The 15001-nt window shown below is 38.3% G+C and carries 18 protein-coding genes; 15 read left to right on the top strand and 3 right to left on the bottom strand.

Annotated elements, in window-relative coordinates:
* Positions 1 to 44: 44 nt before the first annotated feature.
* The 7 genes from DMI82_RS04810 (at position 45) to DMI82_RS04835 (ending at position 4036) form a co-directional block, all read left to right on the top strand.
* A complete protein-coding gene (locus DMI82_RS04810) occupies positions 45 to 983 on the top strand; it encodes a leucine-rich repeat protein (protein WP_158526429.1) in 939 nt (312 codons plus the stop codon).
* 97 nt (positions 984 to 1080) lie between these two features.
* Positions 1081 to 1992, top strand: coding sequence for a leucine-rich repeat domain-containing protein (locus DMI82_RS04815; RefSeq protein WP_110102676.1), 912 nt, complete (start codon positions 1081 to 1083; stop codon positions 1990 to 1992).
* Between the two features lie 122 nt (positions 1993 to 2114).
* The gene (locus tag DMI82_RS19715) at positions 2115 to 2258 is read left to right on the top strand and encodes a hypothetical protein (protein ID WP_158526430.1); all 144 of its coding nucleotides are present in this window, start codon (positions 2115 to 2117) and stop codon (positions 2256 to 2258) included.
* 1 nt (position 2259) lies between these two features.
* On the top strand, positions 2260 to 2448 hold the full coding sequence (locus DMI82_RS04820; RefSeq protein WP_110102677.1) for a hypothetical protein: 189 nt from the start codon (positions 2260 to 2262) through the stop codon (positions 2446 to 2448).
* 70 nt (positions 2449 to 2518) lie between these two features.
* On the top strand, positions 2519 to 2773 hold the full coding sequence (locus DMI82_RS04825; RefSeq protein WP_146207136.1) for a hypothetical protein: 255 nt from the start codon (positions 2519 to 2521) through the stop codon (positions 2771 to 2773).
* A gap of 188 nt (positions 2774 to 2961) precedes the next feature.
* A complete protein-coding gene (locus DMI82_RS04830; RefSeq protein ID WP_110102679.1) occupies positions 2962 to 3252 on the top strand; it encodes a hypothetical protein in 291 nt (96 codons plus the stop codon).
* Positions 3253 to 3370: 118 nt separating this feature from the next.
* Positions 3371 to 4036 (top strand): hypothetical protein, encoded by a 666-nt coding sequence (locus DMI82_RS04835; protein ID WP_110102680.1) that lies wholly within the window; start codon positions 3371 to 3373, stop codon positions 4034 to 4036.
* A gap of 103 nt (positions 4037 to 4139) precedes the next feature.
* Here DMI82_RS04835 and DMI82_RS19625 read toward each other — a convergent pair whose 3' ends face one another.
* A complete protein-coding gene (locus DMI82_RS19625; RefSeq protein ID WP_146207137.1) occupies positions 4140 to 4505 on the bottom strand; it encodes a hypothetical protein in 366 nt (121 codons plus the stop codon).
* A gap of 103 nt (positions 4506 to 4608) precedes the next feature.
* Entirely contained in the window at positions 4609 to 5574 is a 966-nt protein-coding gene (locus tag DMI82_RS04840; RefSeq protein ID WP_110102681.1) for a hypothetical protein, read from the bottom strand.
* 540 nt (positions 5575 to 6114) lie between these two features.
* Here DMI82_RS04840 and DMI82_RS04845 point away from each other — a divergent pair.
* From DMI82_RS04845 to DMI82_RS04865, 5 genes are all read left to right on the top strand, one after another.
* A complete protein-coding gene (locus DMI82_RS04845) occupies positions 6115 to 6840 on the top strand; it encodes a hypothetical protein (RefSeq protein WP_110102682.1) in 726 nt (241 codons plus the stop codon).
* 113 nt (positions 6841 to 6953) lie between these two features.
* Positions 6954 to 8648 carry a leucine-rich repeat domain-containing protein gene (locus DMI82_RS04850; protein WP_110102683.1) on the top strand — a complete coding sequence of 565 codons (1695 nt, stop codon included), beginning with the start codon at positions 6954 to 6956 and terminating at the stop codon, positions 8646 to 8648.
* Between the two features lie 248 nt (positions 8649 to 8896).
* Positions 8897 to 9442 carry a hypothetical protein gene (locus tag DMI82_RS04855; protein ID WP_110102684.1) on the top strand — a complete coding sequence of 182 codons (546 nt, stop codon included), beginning with the start codon at positions 8897 to 8899 and terminating at the stop codon, positions 9440 to 9442.
* A 79-nt stretch (positions 9443 to 9521) separates the two neighbouring features.
* The gene (locus DMI82_RS04860; protein ID WP_110102685.1) at positions 9522 to 10502 is read left to right on the top strand and encodes an RNase A-like domain-containing protein; all 981 of its coding nucleotides are present in this window, start codon (positions 9522 to 9524) and stop codon (positions 10500 to 10502) included.
* 63 nt (positions 10503 to 10565) lie between these two features.
* On the top strand, positions 10566 to 11102 hold the full coding sequence (locus tag DMI82_RS04865) for a hypothetical protein (RefSeq protein ID WP_110102686.1): 537 nt from the start codon (positions 10566 to 10568) through the stop codon (positions 11100 to 11102).
* Between the two features lie 40 nt (positions 11103 to 11142).
* On the opposite strand, the gene DMI82_RS04870 is transcribed toward DMI82_RS04865, so the two are convergent.
* Positions 11143 to 12585: a leucine-rich repeat protein gene (locus DMI82_RS04870; RefSeq protein ID WP_158526431.1), complete on the bottom strand. Its 1443-nt coding sequence runs from the start codon at positions 12583 to 12585 to the stop codon at positions 11143 to 11145.
* A 321-nt stretch (positions 12586 to 12906) separates the two neighbouring features.
* Here DMI82_RS04870 and DMI82_RS04875 point away from each other — a divergent pair, with 321 nt between their 5' ends.
* From DMI82_RS04875 to DMI82_RS04885, 3 genes are all read left to right on the top strand, one after another.
* The gene (locus DMI82_RS04875) at positions 12907 to 13398 is read left to right on the top strand and encodes a hypothetical protein (RefSeq protein ID WP_110102688.1); all 492 of its coding nucleotides are present in this window, start codon (positions 12907 to 12909) and stop codon (positions 13396 to 13398) included.
* A 100-nt stretch (positions 13399 to 13498) separates the two neighbouring features.
* Positions 13499 to 14035: a hypothetical protein gene (locus DMI82_RS04880; protein WP_110102689.1), complete on the top strand. Its 537-nt coding sequence runs from the start codon at positions 13499 to 13501 to the stop codon at positions 14033 to 14035.
* A gap of 312 nt (positions 14036 to 14347) precedes the next feature.
* On the top strand, positions 14348 to 14548 hold the full coding sequence (locus DMI82_RS04885) for a hypothetical protein (RefSeq protein WP_110102690.1): 201 nt from the start codon (positions 14348 to 14350) through the stop codon (positions 14546 to 14548).
* The last annotated feature ends 453 nt before the right edge of the window (positions 14549 to 15001 follow it).

Raw genomic sequence — 15001 nt, forward strand, 5'->3', positions numbered from 1 at the left:
TTCCGCATATTAAGTGCAGAAGCAAAAAGAAAGGAGCAAAAAAAATGCCAAAATCAGCTAACGAAGAAGTCAGGACGATTTACCGGCCGCCGTATTCTGTAGATGCATCGGCGAGTGTTAAGATGCTGAAGAAATACTACGACGCCAGGAAAGACGGAGAAATAGTAGACGTGGTGACTCTGACAGAGCCATATAATATAATCGGAAGTAATGCTTTTGATTTCTGCCATGTTAAAGAGATTACTATTCCGGATACCGTGACACAATTGAATCGTTTTGCTTTTGCTGACTGCAAAACGCTAAAAAAAATCACGCTCGGAAAAGGTATTAAAAAATGTGGGGAGGACCTAACTTTCCGGTCAGGCGTGCAGGAAATCGTCTGGACAAAACCAATTAAGGAAGATGTAGACGATGCATTGTCGTCATTACTGTATGGATTAATCCGGGAAGAATCTTCAATATTCTACCGGACAGACGAAATCCGGCTAAACAAAGGGAGAATATTTCTCAATACAGGAAAAGCACAGAAAACCTTTCTGCTGACATATGGCGGCAGAAGCATAAGACTTCCAAAGTGCATTAACAAATACCTCAACATGTTTGTCATCCAGGATATGGTGTACGCGGCTCTCGCCAGCGGTACAGATAAGACAAGCCGGTCTCTGTCATACCGTCTCATTTTTAGAATGATGCAGGATTTTCAGAACAAAGCGAGCGTTGCACTGGAGCTGTACATCCTGGAAGGTTCGTCAGATGCGAAAAGATACCTCCAAAACAATGCGGCGAAAATCGCAAAAGCATTTGCGGAGTGCGGAGATGATGTTGCATTGTCAAAATTTGTATCTCTTGGCCTGATGGATGCAGAAGCGCTGCTGTATACACTGCCAGTCGCGCAGGAGAAGGAATTGCAGACATCCGTATCGTATCTGCTTGATGAGATGCGAAAATGCGGACTTGCAGTGCCGGATTCTCTGAGTTTGTAAGTTCTTTAACATTTGACAAGCCGCTGCCAATCCGGCAGCGGCTTTTTTACTAAAAATCCAGTATATTGTACATATAAACACAAAAAGGAGAAATAATATGGATTTTGCATTTTATACAGACGCAGAAAAGAAACTAAAAGAACTGCGTTCAAAAGAAGAAAAAATAGAGATAAAAGAAGGTACAAAAATAATCGGCTCGTTTGCGTTTCGTGCCCCAAATGCCAGAGAGATTGTACTTCCTGATTCAGTTGAGACGATACAGATGTATGCATTTGGGAATTGTGAAAATCTTCAAAAAGTTGTTTTTGGGAAAGGAGTAAAGCGTATTTTTCCAGACATATTTAGTGGGTGTCATAACCTTTCCGAAATTGAATTTGCAGGAGATAAGGACCCGGATTTTGCGTTTGAGAATGGAGATGTAAGCGGAAGAGTGGCGTTGCTGCTTGACTTGACTCAATTTATTATGAACCTGAATGTAAGGCCGAAATCAGTTTTCCAGCACATTGAGAATTTTCAGTTATGTGATTTGATGATGGAAAAATTTCTCACAGCAAAAATTCCACAGATGACAATCAAGATTACAGCTGGAGAAAAGAGTCTGCGTCTTCCAGTACCAATTCCAAAATATAAGGATTACGTGCTTGATGGGCTACTGCGTGATTGGTTAAAAGAAGTACACAGTTCAGTTTTTCGCAACAGGCTAACATTGTTAACGTCATTTGTCAACACTCCTGATACCAATTACGCGCTGGCGTTAGAGCTCTATCTTCTTGATGGTGATGCAAATGCACTGAGATACCTGAAAGAGTGGACATATTCTGAAATGATACATATTGTCAAATCTGGGAAATATGAAATAGTAAAAGATATTTTAAAGCTTGATTTCTTCACCGATACTGAGTTAAAATCGATGATTCAATACTTAAGCGAAAATAACATGATAGAGGCAATGGCTCATGTCATGGAATATGTAAAGGATGGGAATTTCAAAACAGATTTTTATTTGTAGATGTTAGCGCCGCAGTTTTCTGCGGCTCTTTGTGTGCATTTTTTTTGCTTATTTTTTCTTTCTGATACAAATTTCCGGCATACTACAAGAAACAAAAAAATATAAAAAAGGAGAAAAAGAAAATGCTAAAAAGCAACAACACCAAATCATCAACTGGATATGACAGAATAGAGTTCTACGTTGACTTCGTGCATGTCCTGCTGTCGGCGTTCCTGCTGGGGTATGTAATCGGTAAGGACAAGGCAGAAAAGAAAGGGGAAAAATGATATGCGTACGCTAGAAGAAAGAAAAAGACAGGCTGACGAAAATATGGAACGTATTGACGCTTTACTGACAAGAGAACTGGCATTCAGTGTTAAAAGTGGAGATGTCTGCAGCAGTGCTGTTCAAGCGCTTGCGCTGGCAAAAATTGCACTGGAGATGAGCAGCGAAAATCTGCGAAAGGAGGAAAAATGATGCTTACATTTGAGCGAGAATACTTCGAGCGGCCGGTATATGGACCAGACACCAGTGTGTGATGGACCTGATGGCCGGAAAGATTACGATTAGCGAAGTCCCATTTGCGTATCGTGGAAAGCGTGAATTCAACTGCGCTTTCCAGTATACGAAATCACTGCCGCATGCGCAGGCAGAAATCGAGCGGGAACTCATCAGAAAACAGATGCTGGATGATATCGCGGAATGCCGAAGAAGAGGAAAAAGAGGAGGCAAAAAAGAAAAAGATGTTGTGGAAATTTACACAAGGCTGTCTGGAGAGGAAAGACTCGCAAAATTTGCATAACATTTTGTGTTGTGGTATAGTATATACAACAAGAGGGAGCAGAAGCCCCCACAGACATCAGGCGGATTCGCCGCCGAAATTCCTTTCTTTGTTCGAAAAGGTCGCTGCAGGTTTTGCAGTGGCCTTTTTTCGTATGAATGAAAATCACGCATATTATGTGTAAAGTAAAAAAGAAAGGAGTAAGTCTAATGTCTAAAGAAAGAGAAGTGTTATATAAAAATGCAAAATATGTAGTCAGGTTTTTGAAGGTTCATCTTGGAGGAAAAGATGAAATGGCGTCTTATCAGGAGGTCCGGCTCTTTGCGTATGATGAGGTCGGCAAATTAATTGTTGAGCGTGAATTGCTTTTTAGGTGTAATCCGGGATTTATCGTGCCAAGATTCGAAACTTACGAAGAAATCAGAAAATTCTGGAGCTATCCAAATCATGCAAGGCTGGAAGTTCAGCCAAAAACGATATACGACATCAGAGAAATTTAAATCTGCCCACTGGGCAGATTTTTTTTGCCACAAAATACGCTGTTCGTTCTTTTTCTTTCTTCCAAAGAAATTCAGCATATTGTATATGCACAAAAAAACGAAAAAGGAGATTTAAAAAATGGATATTGGAGCATACGCAAGGATTGATGACCTGTCAAACATCCTGGCTTCCGCAGGAGTAGATATCCCGCGCCTCCGCGGCCTGAGATTAATGGCAACAGAAGAAAAGATTTCAGAAGAAGAGATTAAAGAAATGACTGCCTCAGCAGATGTTGATGCGGTTGAAGACCTGGTTAGGTCCTGTCCACCATGGTCAGTTGGTTCTGATTGTCATTCTTACTGTTGGAGAACAGATAAGAACTTAAGACGCTTCCTGGTCTACACTAAGGATGAGAGTGGATACGACAGACCGACTGCTGTAAGATGGGAAGAAATTCACGGAAAGAGGAGAAAGAAGATTAAACTTCTTGCCAAAACGCAGATTAAACGTATCCGTAAGTCTATGGACACCTTCAATAAATATGCCGGCAGAAAAGACGTGCTGTACGTTCATGCCCGTATTGGCGGAAATAACTGGGTATTTTTTGACGGTCAGAAGGTAGCAGAGCATCCGGCTTTCATTGAAAGAGTGGATGACTGGTTTGATTCAACTTATTGCGATATCTATCTGAAAGTAGATGAATCTATTGTAGAGCAGTATCTCAAGGAAGAGAAAGAAAGAGAAAAAGAGGCTGAAAAAGAATCCCCTGCACTGTCCGAAGCGGCAGCAGCAGACGAGTCTTAAAAACTCGGCAAAAAAAATGTCTGCCAGAAAATATATAGTATATTACAAAAAAAAGGAGCAGCTTTTGCTGCTCCTTTAAGATAACAAGCGGGAAGCTTATGGTTCAGGATAATTCACAGATATATTCAACACATTGAGATTCCGTCATATATCTTGGAATCATATTCTTTTTACCACAATGGTCTATGGAAATCCAGTCGTCTTCCGTTATTTCCACTTCGCAAGGAACAATCGTAATGAATTCACGAATTGTTTCAAAAAACCCATTTGGGAATGTTGGTGTTTCGCAGATAATGGATGATACCTTATGCCCTGAGATAGACGCATCTGTCGTAAACGCTTCAACGCTTTTTGGGATGCATATAGATTCGATATCATTAGATATGAGTTTTGTACCAATCAGCCAGGTTTTACCAGGAAATGTAACATTACCTTGTAAAAACCATGGGGCTGAACCTGTGATAAGCATTCCTCGATTAGTCTGATAGAGAATGTCATCTTCGCATCCAACTCTTGTAAGCTCTTCGTTGTTTGATGGAGAAAGCAGAACGTGTTTGCAACTCAATTCCAGCTTATTTTTTTTCTATTGCTTTTTCTAATTCCGCTTCGTCTCTTGTTTTTGCGTCGACATAAAGATGAATGGTTTCACAAAAAGGTTTGTCAGAAAAATTTCGAAGTACATGCAGTAACCTGAAATCTTTAACAATGAGTTCTTTGATATAGTCAGCACTATCGAATCCGTCTATCATTACAATTCTTTTGATAGAATCTGTAAGTTCAAAGGAAATGTCTTTTCCATTCACTCTAACCAGACAGTCTCCGAATATAACGAGAGTATCCTCCAAAGACTCAAAGTAAGAACCAGCCAGCGCATCTTTATCCAGGCTTTCCAACCTTTCGGTATTGATTACTTGGTATGCCATACATCCGTCAAGGGCCATTCCTGAAATACGATTGACATCCTTAAAATCCAGAATGTAATCCGAGGGTTTGCAAAACGTATTTAAAAGAGTCCTGCCGTAATATTCCTCTTCGTACCCAGCATCCGTATTTACTGAAATGAGCATTGTTGAACCATTCTCAAAATGTTCTGATTCAGAAATGACTTTACAAATATTAGGGAATGTTCTGTTTTTCATGCGGATTTTTACAATTCCATCCTCAATCTTTAATGTAGTTACATTTGGAAAAATTTTTTCCATATTAGTCAAATCATATTCTACAACAGCGTTGGACTGACCAAAAAGTGTAAGGACTGTATCTGATTCGGCAAGCATGACATCGGTCAGTATTGTATTAGTATCTATCGCAGCTAACTGTGCTTTTTTCTTTTTGCCTTTTTTGTCCTTTTTCTTTTTAGCTTTCTTTTTTTTGCTTTTTGTAATAGTATCGGTTTCAATACTATTCATCTCATTTTTCTCGTTCCCATTGTTTGCATAATTTTTTTTCATCATTTTTTTGCGCAGGAAGCCACATCCGACGAAGAAACGATATTGTTTTCGTTTCGCAGTCGGACATGAGAAGAGTGCCTTTCGCATCCATCCTGCTTCTCCTTTCTTGATATTTGTCAAATATAATATGCATGATTTGATAAATGGCGGAAAATCTCCGGTCAATTTTGCTGCCCGCAAGTAGATATTGCATTGTAAAGACTCTGGCAGGCCGGTACATGCCATTAACGGAGAACGGGAAGTCCCCAGCCGACAAAAAGTCGTCCGCGGGTCAAATATTCCGGTTCTAATTTCGCACGCGGGTCTGAATCCACGTTCGAAGTCAAGTAACGAGTTCAGCTTTGCTGGCGAGTTATTAAAAATGGAATATAAGAAACAAAAGAAACAAAGACTCGCAAAATTTGCATAATATTTTGTGCTATGGTATAGTATATACAACGAAAGGGAGATAAGAAATCCCTGATACATCAGGCGGATTCGCCGCCGAAATTCCTTTCTTTGTTTGAAAGCCCCGCTGCTGTGACGATATGGCAGCGGTGTTTTTTTTGCGTGATATTTGATTTTTTAGTTTCAGTTTTTCTTGCATATTAACTGTATAAAATACAAAGAAGAGAGAGAGGAACTAATATGGTTAATACTGCAGTAATTTTTATTGATAAACAGGGGAATTTGTCTGCAAGATATTTCACTTCATCTGCACCGTACGAAATTTTTAGATTTTTCGGAAGATGGCCTGAAGAGGTAGACGATTTTGATTGTGAACACACATATCTGCCAGCCGATAGGGCTACCGCTGCAACAAAAAGATTACTGGATAAAAATGCATGCGAAGAAGGCTATAGCATAGAACTGGAGATGATGGAAGTAATTCCAGATTTAAAATCAAAAGTGGTCATTGGAGACGTCCTCAAGACAATGATTAATATTTTTCAGTTAGAAGAAGTATCTCTGGATAATCTTGACCCAAATATCGATTACGCTGCGCCAGCCACAGTACTGTTGTCTGATGGGTGCTCGATAAGGAACAAATACACATATACAATCCCAGAAACTAATAACTATGATTTATATGTACTTCCTATTCTTGGCATTATGGACGAAGAAATTGGTGCTGAATTTTTGGAATTTTCATCTTTTGATGAATTTTTGGAAAAACTTTCGAATATACAAAAAAGACAGTATCCATTAGGCTCAGACGGGTCCGAATGGGATGACGAAGATGTCACAGAGGATTCGTCTTGTGACGATGGCTTTAATTATATGAAATCAAAAAAAATATATGTATTAAATCCGGCGTGGCTACATAGTGATGAAACAGGTATCCAAGGATTGGACTCAGAATACCCTGAATGATTTGACAAATTGGTCGCAGATACAGGCATAACACCTTGCATAAACGCAAGGTGTTTTTTTCTGAAAAAATTAAGCATATTGCAAGAAATACAAAAAAAGAAAGGAAAAAAATAATGAAAAAAGAAATGGAAACGGTATATAAAAATAAAGATAATGTGGTTTATACAATATCAAATGATTTGAATTCATGTTACGACATTGATGTCCCAGATGATGTAGAAACGGTAATGCTTGGGATACGCGAAGACGAAACAATCAGGACTGGAGCACTGATTTTGGCTTTCAATCTTGTTAAGAGCGAAAAAAGTTTTCCAAATGTAAAGAAACTTATAATAGGAAGCCACATATTTCATATCAGTATTCCGAATGCACTGTTTCCCAATGTAAGAGAAGTGATTTCGTATTCCAAACATTTTGACAGTGGGAAATATATCGTTCATCTAACCGACTCTTATTCCCCGATGAAATTGCTTTATAATTCTTTTTGTCTTGGACCTGATGAGGTCCTGAATTTAGAAGGTATACATCTTATTGAAGCAAATGCACTTGAGGGCTGCCAGACAACAAAAGTAATCAATGCAAACAAGACAAAGATACTGGACCGGCAGGCTCTTCACGGCTCAGCGTTTGAGCAGTTAAAAGCCGGACACAATCAATGCCTATTGCTTGGAAACTTCGTGATTGGTGTTGATGAAAATGCGGAAGAATTGGAAATTCCATCTGACATCTTAGGAGTTATCAGCGGAATAAATATCGACCACGTACACCGTCTTGTTGTGCACGACATAGATATGGTGTCTCGTTTTTGCGGAGTTCCTGATATTTTGGTTCTGGCGAAAGATGTACAGACTCCAAGTTCACGTATTACCCACTCCAAACTTGGAAGGCTTGGAAAAATGATATTCGAAGTAGAAAAAGGAAATGCACATCTTAAGGCTGTTGACGGAGTCCTATATTCCAAATACGGAACTTTCCTATACAGGGTACCAGAAACAAAAACCGGGCATTTCATCGTTCCGGACGGGGTTGAAACGATATTTGAATATGCGTTTGCGAATTCAAAGATAGATTCTGTCTCCTTTCCAGATTCATTAAAAAAGATAAAACGTCATGCTTTCGAAGACTGTGAATATCTTAAAGACATTGATTTTGGAAATGGGATTGAAGTGATAGGTCTGCACAAAAGCCGTATGTACGATTCATCTGTTTTTAATGGCTGCAGCAGCCTTAAACATGTCACATTCCCGAAACAGATAAAAGAAATCGGACGTATGGCATTTAAGGACAGTGGTCTTGAAAAAGTGGAATTAAATGAAGGTTTAAAACTTATTGGAGAAGCCGCATTTGCGTATTGCAAAATAAAGGCTCTCAGAATCCCAGCCTCTGTATATGATGTAGACTACATGGCTTTTGCTGGAGTGGACTATGTTGTTTTTGAAAATGAAAGCATGACAACATCTGCGGCATTTGCGCTCATAACTGAGCAGATAGGCACCGTGCATGTTACAGCCGGGAACGAATCAATATACATCATGAGCCCTACTATGAAAGAATGTCTGGACGGCAGTGTAAGAACTATGGATGATATGAAAAGATTCGCCGAAGAAAAAGCTATTACTATGGCCGAGTTTCTAATAAAAAAAGATGATTCAAATGGATTCAAAAAAATGCTGGAAATAAATGATTACTGTTATGATACTCTAAAATCTATCCTAGATAATATACAAATTGATAATGCTGTTTGTATGGCATATCTGATGGATAAGATAGAAAAGAAGAGGGAAGCCGAAGACGAATTTTCAATGTAGACTTAGCCGGGCAGTAAGCCCGGCTTTTTTTGTAGCCTTAAGACTCGCAAAATTTGCACATACATTATTCGTATGGTATAGTATAGACAACAGGAGGGGAACAAAAAAATCCCCCAGACATCAGACGGATTCGCCGTCGCATACCTTTCTTTGTTTGGCACCCTGCCCGGAATAACCGGTCGGGGCGTTTTTGTGTGAACAGGATTCTGCATATTGGAAAAGACAAAGAGCAAGAAAGGAGAATAATCATGATTGATTTTAAAGATATTAGATTTACAGATAAAGAGGAGCTCATTTTTTTACCGGCAGCGCTGCTTAACGATTTTTTGTACTTTCTGGACTGCAAACGCCCAGATGTAAAACATAAAACTTTCATGCTGTTTAAGATTAAGAGGAACGAAAAAATAAAAACAGCAAGAAAAGAATATGTAATGCAGCATCAGTATATATTTGACGGGACTGCATATGCAGACTGCCCTGTAGATAAATATATGGGCCTGCTTTCCAATATTGACCCTGATTGGCTTTATACAGAGCTTCGCAAGTTCTATTACGGTGGCCCGGAAGAAGACCCGGAAGTTAAAAACTGGAGATATGAGAGCGTTAAGCCAATAATCGTGACGGAGTCACCAAAAGGCGATAACGTGTCCATTGTACGGTTAGACCCGAAGCGGTTTAAGGGTATCGGCTCTTATCGAGAAATGACGGAACTGGAGGGGTTGATGGAAGACAAGCATCTGTCACAGCGTGACATTGATGTTATCCTCAGTGCGCTTAAAATCAAATCTGAATGAAGAGGCTTGTAACCTCTTCATTTTTTTTGTCTCCTGTATTTTTCATATTAAACATATGAGAAAACAGGAGGTGAGCGAATTGGCTACCTTAAAAGAAATTGAAAAAAATTACGATAAAATAAGAGTTGATGATATATTAAGTTATCGCTCACACGCAGAGCAAAAACATATTTCCGTGTCAGAAATAGATTCAATGGAACGTATACTGAAAGAAGAAAAGGCAACACAAAGCATGTTTATCGCAAATACCGAAAGGCCAAATGACTCAGAGGAAAATAAAGTTTATGCCTATGACCTGATAGCGGAGGCTTTGGCGTACAAAAAAAATGACGTGTTGGACTGGCTAAAAGATGAGTACAGCGACAGGCAGCTGATGATTACCATACCATTCGATGAATATGTGGGGCGTGGGTTCGTGCTTGATAAGAAAAAAGGATTAATTAAAGAATATGAAACAAAAGATATTACCTTATGTCTGGAAAAAGACCTATACTCTAAAACAGGGTTCGGCCTGGTAACGGCATATCCTGAGCTAAGAAACGAAGAACGGATACAAAAAACTGAAAGAGATTTGTCTTATGTCGCTAAGCAGACAAAAACCTATAAAAATGCTACCGCTTTGGGAAAAGCGTATATCTTATACAGAACCAATCCGCAGTCCAAAACAATTGTAAAATACAAAGAAGACAGGTATACCGGTGAGGAATATATCCTTTTGCAGTCCAAGATAAGGCCAAAAGAGGGGAAGCCATTAAAGATAAACACGATAAAGATGAACGAGGATTCTATTACGCTGAGAACCTCACAGTATCGTGATGAGAGCGGACGAGGTCGACCTGAACCGATAGAGACAAGACTCTCAGAGATGGCAGAAGAACGCGGCTTTGGAAATAAATTCAGTGTAAATCTAAAAGACCCGGAAATACAGGAGAAGTTCTCCACAATATTCAAAAATGCTTGCAATGCTATGCGGCAGGTTCAAAATGCGATAAAAGCAGTACAACGGGACACGCTCGGGCGGGATGAGGAAATGATAGACTCTGTAGAAGAAGAAAGATAGTCCGCAAAAATTGCAGAAAACGAGAAAATGTGCCATACTATAAGTAGAAAAGGAGGTGTTTGAATGATTTCCTTTAAAGATATAAAGCTGACAGAACAAAAAAATACAATTTATATCCCACAGCATCTGAAATGGACGCTGGAAAACTTTCTAAAAAGAGATTTTCCAGATATGGAAACATGGACTATCATGTCATGGCGGATGAAAGACGGTTCGGCGGCAGCACGGGCAAGAGATAAGTTCCTTTTTCATCACAAAGATATGTTTGATGGCACGGAATACGAGAATCTGGCTGTAGAATACTATGTGGGATTTGAATCTTATATTAGCACTGACTATCTGCTGGAAAAATTAAAATCTTTCTACGGACTCGGGAAAGATGAGGAAGTAAGAGAATGGGAAAAAGAACGTAGTAAAAACATGCTGATGAGCCATGCTGCAGATACAATGGATGATGTTGTTCTCCCACTGGATAAGAGAGAGTTTGAGGCGATTGGCTCTTATGAAGAAATGGAAAACCTGCAGGAACTGATGAGGAAGAAAAACCTCGGAAGAGATGAGATTGCGCTGGTTTTGAGATGTTTGGAAAGAAATGGATAGAAAGAATGAGCAGGCTTATCGCCTGCTCATTCTGCTTATTCTACGAAAGTGTATTATTGATTTTAAGTATAAGTTCTCTCATACTTGCATTTTCAGCCACAGATTTGATTTCTCTTAAGTCATCTTCCAAAAGCATTCCAATATTCACGGCGACGATGGCATCGCTTTCCCTATCTTCTTGAATATACCGCAAGACGATGGACTTTATGTCATCTTTCAGGTATGCTGCAATATTTTTATCTTTCGAAAAGGCATATTCTCTTATCATAGTATCCTGTCTTACCTCTTCATTAATTGCATATTGGTATGCCTTTTTCAATGTTGCAAACTCTTCATTACAGATTTTGTCCAGCTTTTTGATACTCTTTTCGGTCATATATCGTGGCAAAAAAACATGGCCTTTATTACATACAACCTTAATGACGGTATTTTTGTCATCCGGATATGGCTCATAGTTCCTTGCGAATGCCTCAATGCAGCCATGCGGAACATTTTCTCCATTACACTGAATAACTGTGACATTGTCAGCATTAAGGAAAGCTCCAGACTGAATATTAGTCACAGAAGCTGGAACCTCTACTGAAGCAATATACGGAGATGAAAAAGCATATGTACGAATAGTCTTAACTCCATCTGGTATTACCGCATTCCCTGATAGGAACCATGCGGAATCATACAGAATACCACCTTTTTTATCGAAAATCATATCGTTTTGGGACTTAAGATAGTTATTCTCATCGTTGATTTGAACATGTTTCGCGTTTAAACAAATTTCATTCGAGCCAAATGCTTCTCGAAAATCTGCTATATCGTCAATATACAAGGTATCACAAATCTGAGCATCCCCAATTCCATTAAGCACACTGAGCAATTTGTAATCTTTCACAACGAGTCTTTCTAGCTTACTACCAGAAAAGCCTTCCGGAAAAATAATATATTTTACATCTTTCGTGAGCTCATACGAGCCAGTGTCATCATTGAATCCAATGAGACAGTCTCCAAACATGATAGGCCCACTTCCAGGGTGTGCTTTATTTAAGTCGAAAGCAGAGCCTGAGAGCCCGTCTTTGTTGATACAGGTAAGATGTTCTGTATTAAATACTTTTTTTGTAACACACCCATCAAGTGCCATGTCCGCTATAACAGCAACGTTTTTGAAGTACAAGGTTTCTTCTTCAGATTTACAAAATGCATTCAGCAAAATTCCTTTTTCACTTTTCAATTTGCTTGTTCTGATAAGCATTGTTTCCTTTGTCTCAAAGAGCGGAGACTCTGATATAACCTTTCGGATGTTCGGAAATGTACGATTTGATATCCGAATAGCTGTTACACCGTTCTTGATTTTTAAGGTCGTAATATTTGGAAATTCTTTTTTCATCCCTCTTAAATCATAAGCGGCAACATCTCCTTCAAGAGTAAGAATTTTGTTTCTCTGCGTAAGACCAATTTCAGTGACTACATCATTTGTTATTTTTCTTTCCATTTTCTTTATCCCTTTCTTTATTTTTTTCATGAGCAATATGCCATATTTCAGAAAATACAAAAAAATACAGATGCAAAGACTGATATACTGATGTTAACACGATTGGCTCTTATGAAGAGATGGAAAATCTACAGGAAATGATGAGGAATAAGATTGGTGCCAAAGTTGGCCACAGCTTTTCTCGCCTGTCGATAATATTTTCAAAAACATTTGTAAAAATATCAAAAATATGCTATATATAATATATATAATATTTAATTAATAGACCCATATTGGAGAGTCACTTGTAGTAAAATTCTAAAAAAATATGGAGGTGTATTAATGTCTACTTCAACTACGGGATGGTATAATGACTATACCATCTATAATGAATTGTTGCGTTTATCAAGACTTCATAAGTTTAACCAGTTCACGTTCGAATACTTGATGAAATATGCAGTCAAAGGTTCTCAGGTAATCTTAGATGAAATTGAGCTTCTTAATAGCGCTGAAGTAGAAGATGACGAAAAAGAACTAATAACTAAAAAGATGTTAATTGTATTAAAATCCTATAAACATCAATGCTATGATGAACGAAGTATCAAAATAAAGCAAAAATATATACCAGGGTTGGAACAATTGGCAACGTATATTGAGGCATTTCAATTCCCAGCATTTGTTTCTACGTATCTCCAAATTTGTGCAGGAACCGGAAATCTGATAAACAGTTCTAAAATAGAATCATTGCAAAAATCAGAACTCAAAAATGACAAAAAAAAAGAAATCGCGTATTCTCTTATGGTTGACTTGCTCTTGGCGAAAAATCTTGACTAATTCATCGCTGAATGAGGAAACCACAGCGGAGCTTGCCACCATCGATGGGTGGAAGACCATGGCTTATTTCTAAAGGCTAATAATATATGGAGGTGTATATATGCGTAATGAAATGTCACTCCAGGACCGATATGAGTACCTGGTAGAACTTAATGAGAAAAAGGAATATACTAAATTAACGGGTGCATTTTTAAAGTTATTTTTGGATACAAATTTTAAGTATATGCCGGAAAATTTTGATGCATTGTTGAGTGAAGAAACGTCTGCGGAAGAAAAAGAAACAGTCGCCAACAATATGCTTAACGCTTTTAAGGATGCATTACAAAAAAATGAAGTAGTAGGATTGACTGTTGCTAATGATTTACTGGCTTCAGATGCAGAACTTAATTTTCTGCACGGATTAATTAATGCAGATTCAGAAATCGATTTTCTTCTTAATCTAATCAATGAACAGGAATATGGAAAATTTGCATTTCATGCTCAGAAATACTGTCTTGACAATGATATTAATCCAGAATTTCCAGAAGATATGGAAACACTGGCAGAAGCAGAGGCTTCTGATGATATAAAGAGAGATATCGCTTATGAGGCATTGACAGGACTGATTAATGCCAAAAATATGTCAAATACAAAATAACTGTAGTGCGAAAATGCTATGGTATGTATATGACAAATATATCGTAAAAAAGACGAAATAAAGAGGTAGCAGAGTAAATCTGCTGCCTCTTTATTTCGCTGTATATCTTTTAATATATTCGTTATTAATCCGCTGAATTTCTTTGTACTCAGTTACCATATTGTAAAATGTTGCTTTTTTTAAGCCAGTTTTTTGTATAAATTCTTTTGATGATATTTTTTTTTATTCCTTTCTTGATTTTTTCATAGACAATATGCTATATTTCAGAACAGGCAAAAACAGATATCACTGATAATGGAAGGGCATGTATAAATGACAACAAAAGAAAAGTTATTAAAAGAATTCGAAGGATGTTTATTTGATTTTTGGGGTGAGGAACCAACAAAAACAAAGATAAAAGAGGCATGGTACGACTTTCTGGATACAGTCAAGGAATCCGAGAAAGTTCCAAAATCTTATTATACATTGACAAAAGATGAAAGAAAAAGACTGTACAAAATCGCCGACTTGTGACACCGATATACACAAACAAGAAGAAACGTCTCCCGGTGCGTAAGGCAGATTTGCCGTCTCAATTCATTTTTTGTTTAAAAATCCCGTTGCTATCTATGGCAGCGGGATTGTTGTTCGCAAATTCTTCTGCAGAAGTTAAAAATCCAGCATACTATAAACATCGGAAAGGAAAGATGGTACTACATGCGCAAAAATATCAAGCGAATATTCGCGACCATTACAGCACTGGTAATATTCATGGCAAATATAACTGGATGTGATGTTCCTGAATACAATGAATATCAGCAAGAGCGGCCACATCTGTACTGGAAAGACATAGCCATTGTGATAGTGTAGTGAACTACTCGGCAATTAAATTACCGAGCATCTGATGTGCGGAGCCTGGGCCCCGTAGATTCAGGGTGGGTCCATACCACCACTACTGTTTTTTACGCAGCTACCTTTAAAACATAA

The organism is Blautia sp. BCRC 81119 (assembly GCF_003184505.1).
In the GTDB taxonomy this organism is placed as follows: Bacteria; Bacillota; Clostridia; order Lachnospirales; family Lachnospiraceae; genus Blautia_A; species Blautia_A fusiformis.

Coding starts and splice junctions, on each gene's coding strand:
- DMI82_RS04810 (WP_158526429.1), top strand. CDS start 45: ATGCCAAAATCAGCTAACGAAGAAGTCAGGACGATTTACCGGCCGCCG.
- DMI82_RS04815 (WP_110102676.1), top strand. CDS start 1,081: ATGGATTTTGCATTTTATACAGACGCAGAAAAGAAACTAAAAGAACTG.
- DMI82_RS19715 (WP_158526430.1), top strand. CDS start 2,115: ATGCTAAAAAGCAACAACACCAAATCATCAACTGGATATGACAGAATA.
- DMI82_RS04820 (WP_110102677.1), top strand. CDS start 2,260: ATGCGTACGCTAGAAGAAAGAAAAAGACAGGCTGACGAAAATATGGAA.
- DMI82_RS04825 (WP_146207136.1), top strand. CDS start 2,519: ATGGCCGGAAAGATTACGATTAGCGAAGTCCCATTTGCGTATCGTGGA.
- DMI82_RS04830 (WP_110102679.1), top strand. CDS start 2,962: ATGTCTAAAGAAAGAGAAGTGTTATATAAAAATGCAAAATATGTAGTC.
- DMI82_RS04835 (WP_110102680.1), top strand. CDS start 3,371: ATGGATATTGGAGCATACGCAAGGATTGATGACCTGTCAAACATCCTG.
- DMI82_RS19625 (WP_146207137.1), bottom strand. CDS start 4,505: ATGCTTATCACAGGTTCAGCCCCATGGTTTTTACAAGGTAATGTTACA.
- DMI82_RS04840 (WP_110102681.1), bottom strand. CDS start 5,574: ATGCGAAAGGCACTCTTCTCATGTCCGACTGCGAAACGAAAACAATAT.
- DMI82_RS04845 (WP_110102682.1), top strand. CDS start 6,115: ATGGTTAATACTGCAGTAATTTTTATTGATAAACAGGGGAATTTGTCT.
- DMI82_RS04850 (WP_110102683.1), top strand. CDS start 6,954: ATGAAAAAAGAAATGGAAACGGTATATAAAAATAAAGATAATGTGGTT.
- DMI82_RS04855 (WP_110102684.1), top strand. CDS start 8,897: ATGATTGATTTTAAAGATATTAGATTTACAGATAAAGAGGAGCTCATT.
- DMI82_RS04865 (WP_110102686.1), top strand. CDS start 10,566: ATGATTTCCTTTAAAGATATAAAGCTGACAGAACAAAAAAATACAATT.
- DMI82_RS04870 (WP_158526431.1), bottom strand. CDS start 12,585: ATGGAAAGAAAAATAACAAATGATGTAGTCACTGAAATTGGTCTTACG.
- DMI82_RS04875 (WP_110102688.1), top strand. CDS start 12,907: ATGTCTACTTCAACTACGGGATGGTATAATGACTATACCATCTATAAT.
- DMI82_RS04880 (WP_110102689.1), top strand. CDS start 13,499: ATGCGTAATGAAATGTCACTCCAGGACCGATATGAGTACCTGGTAGAA.
- DMI82_RS04885 (WP_110102690.1), top strand. CDS start 14,348: ATGACAACAAAAGAAAAGTTATTAAAAGAATTCGAAGGATGTTTATTT.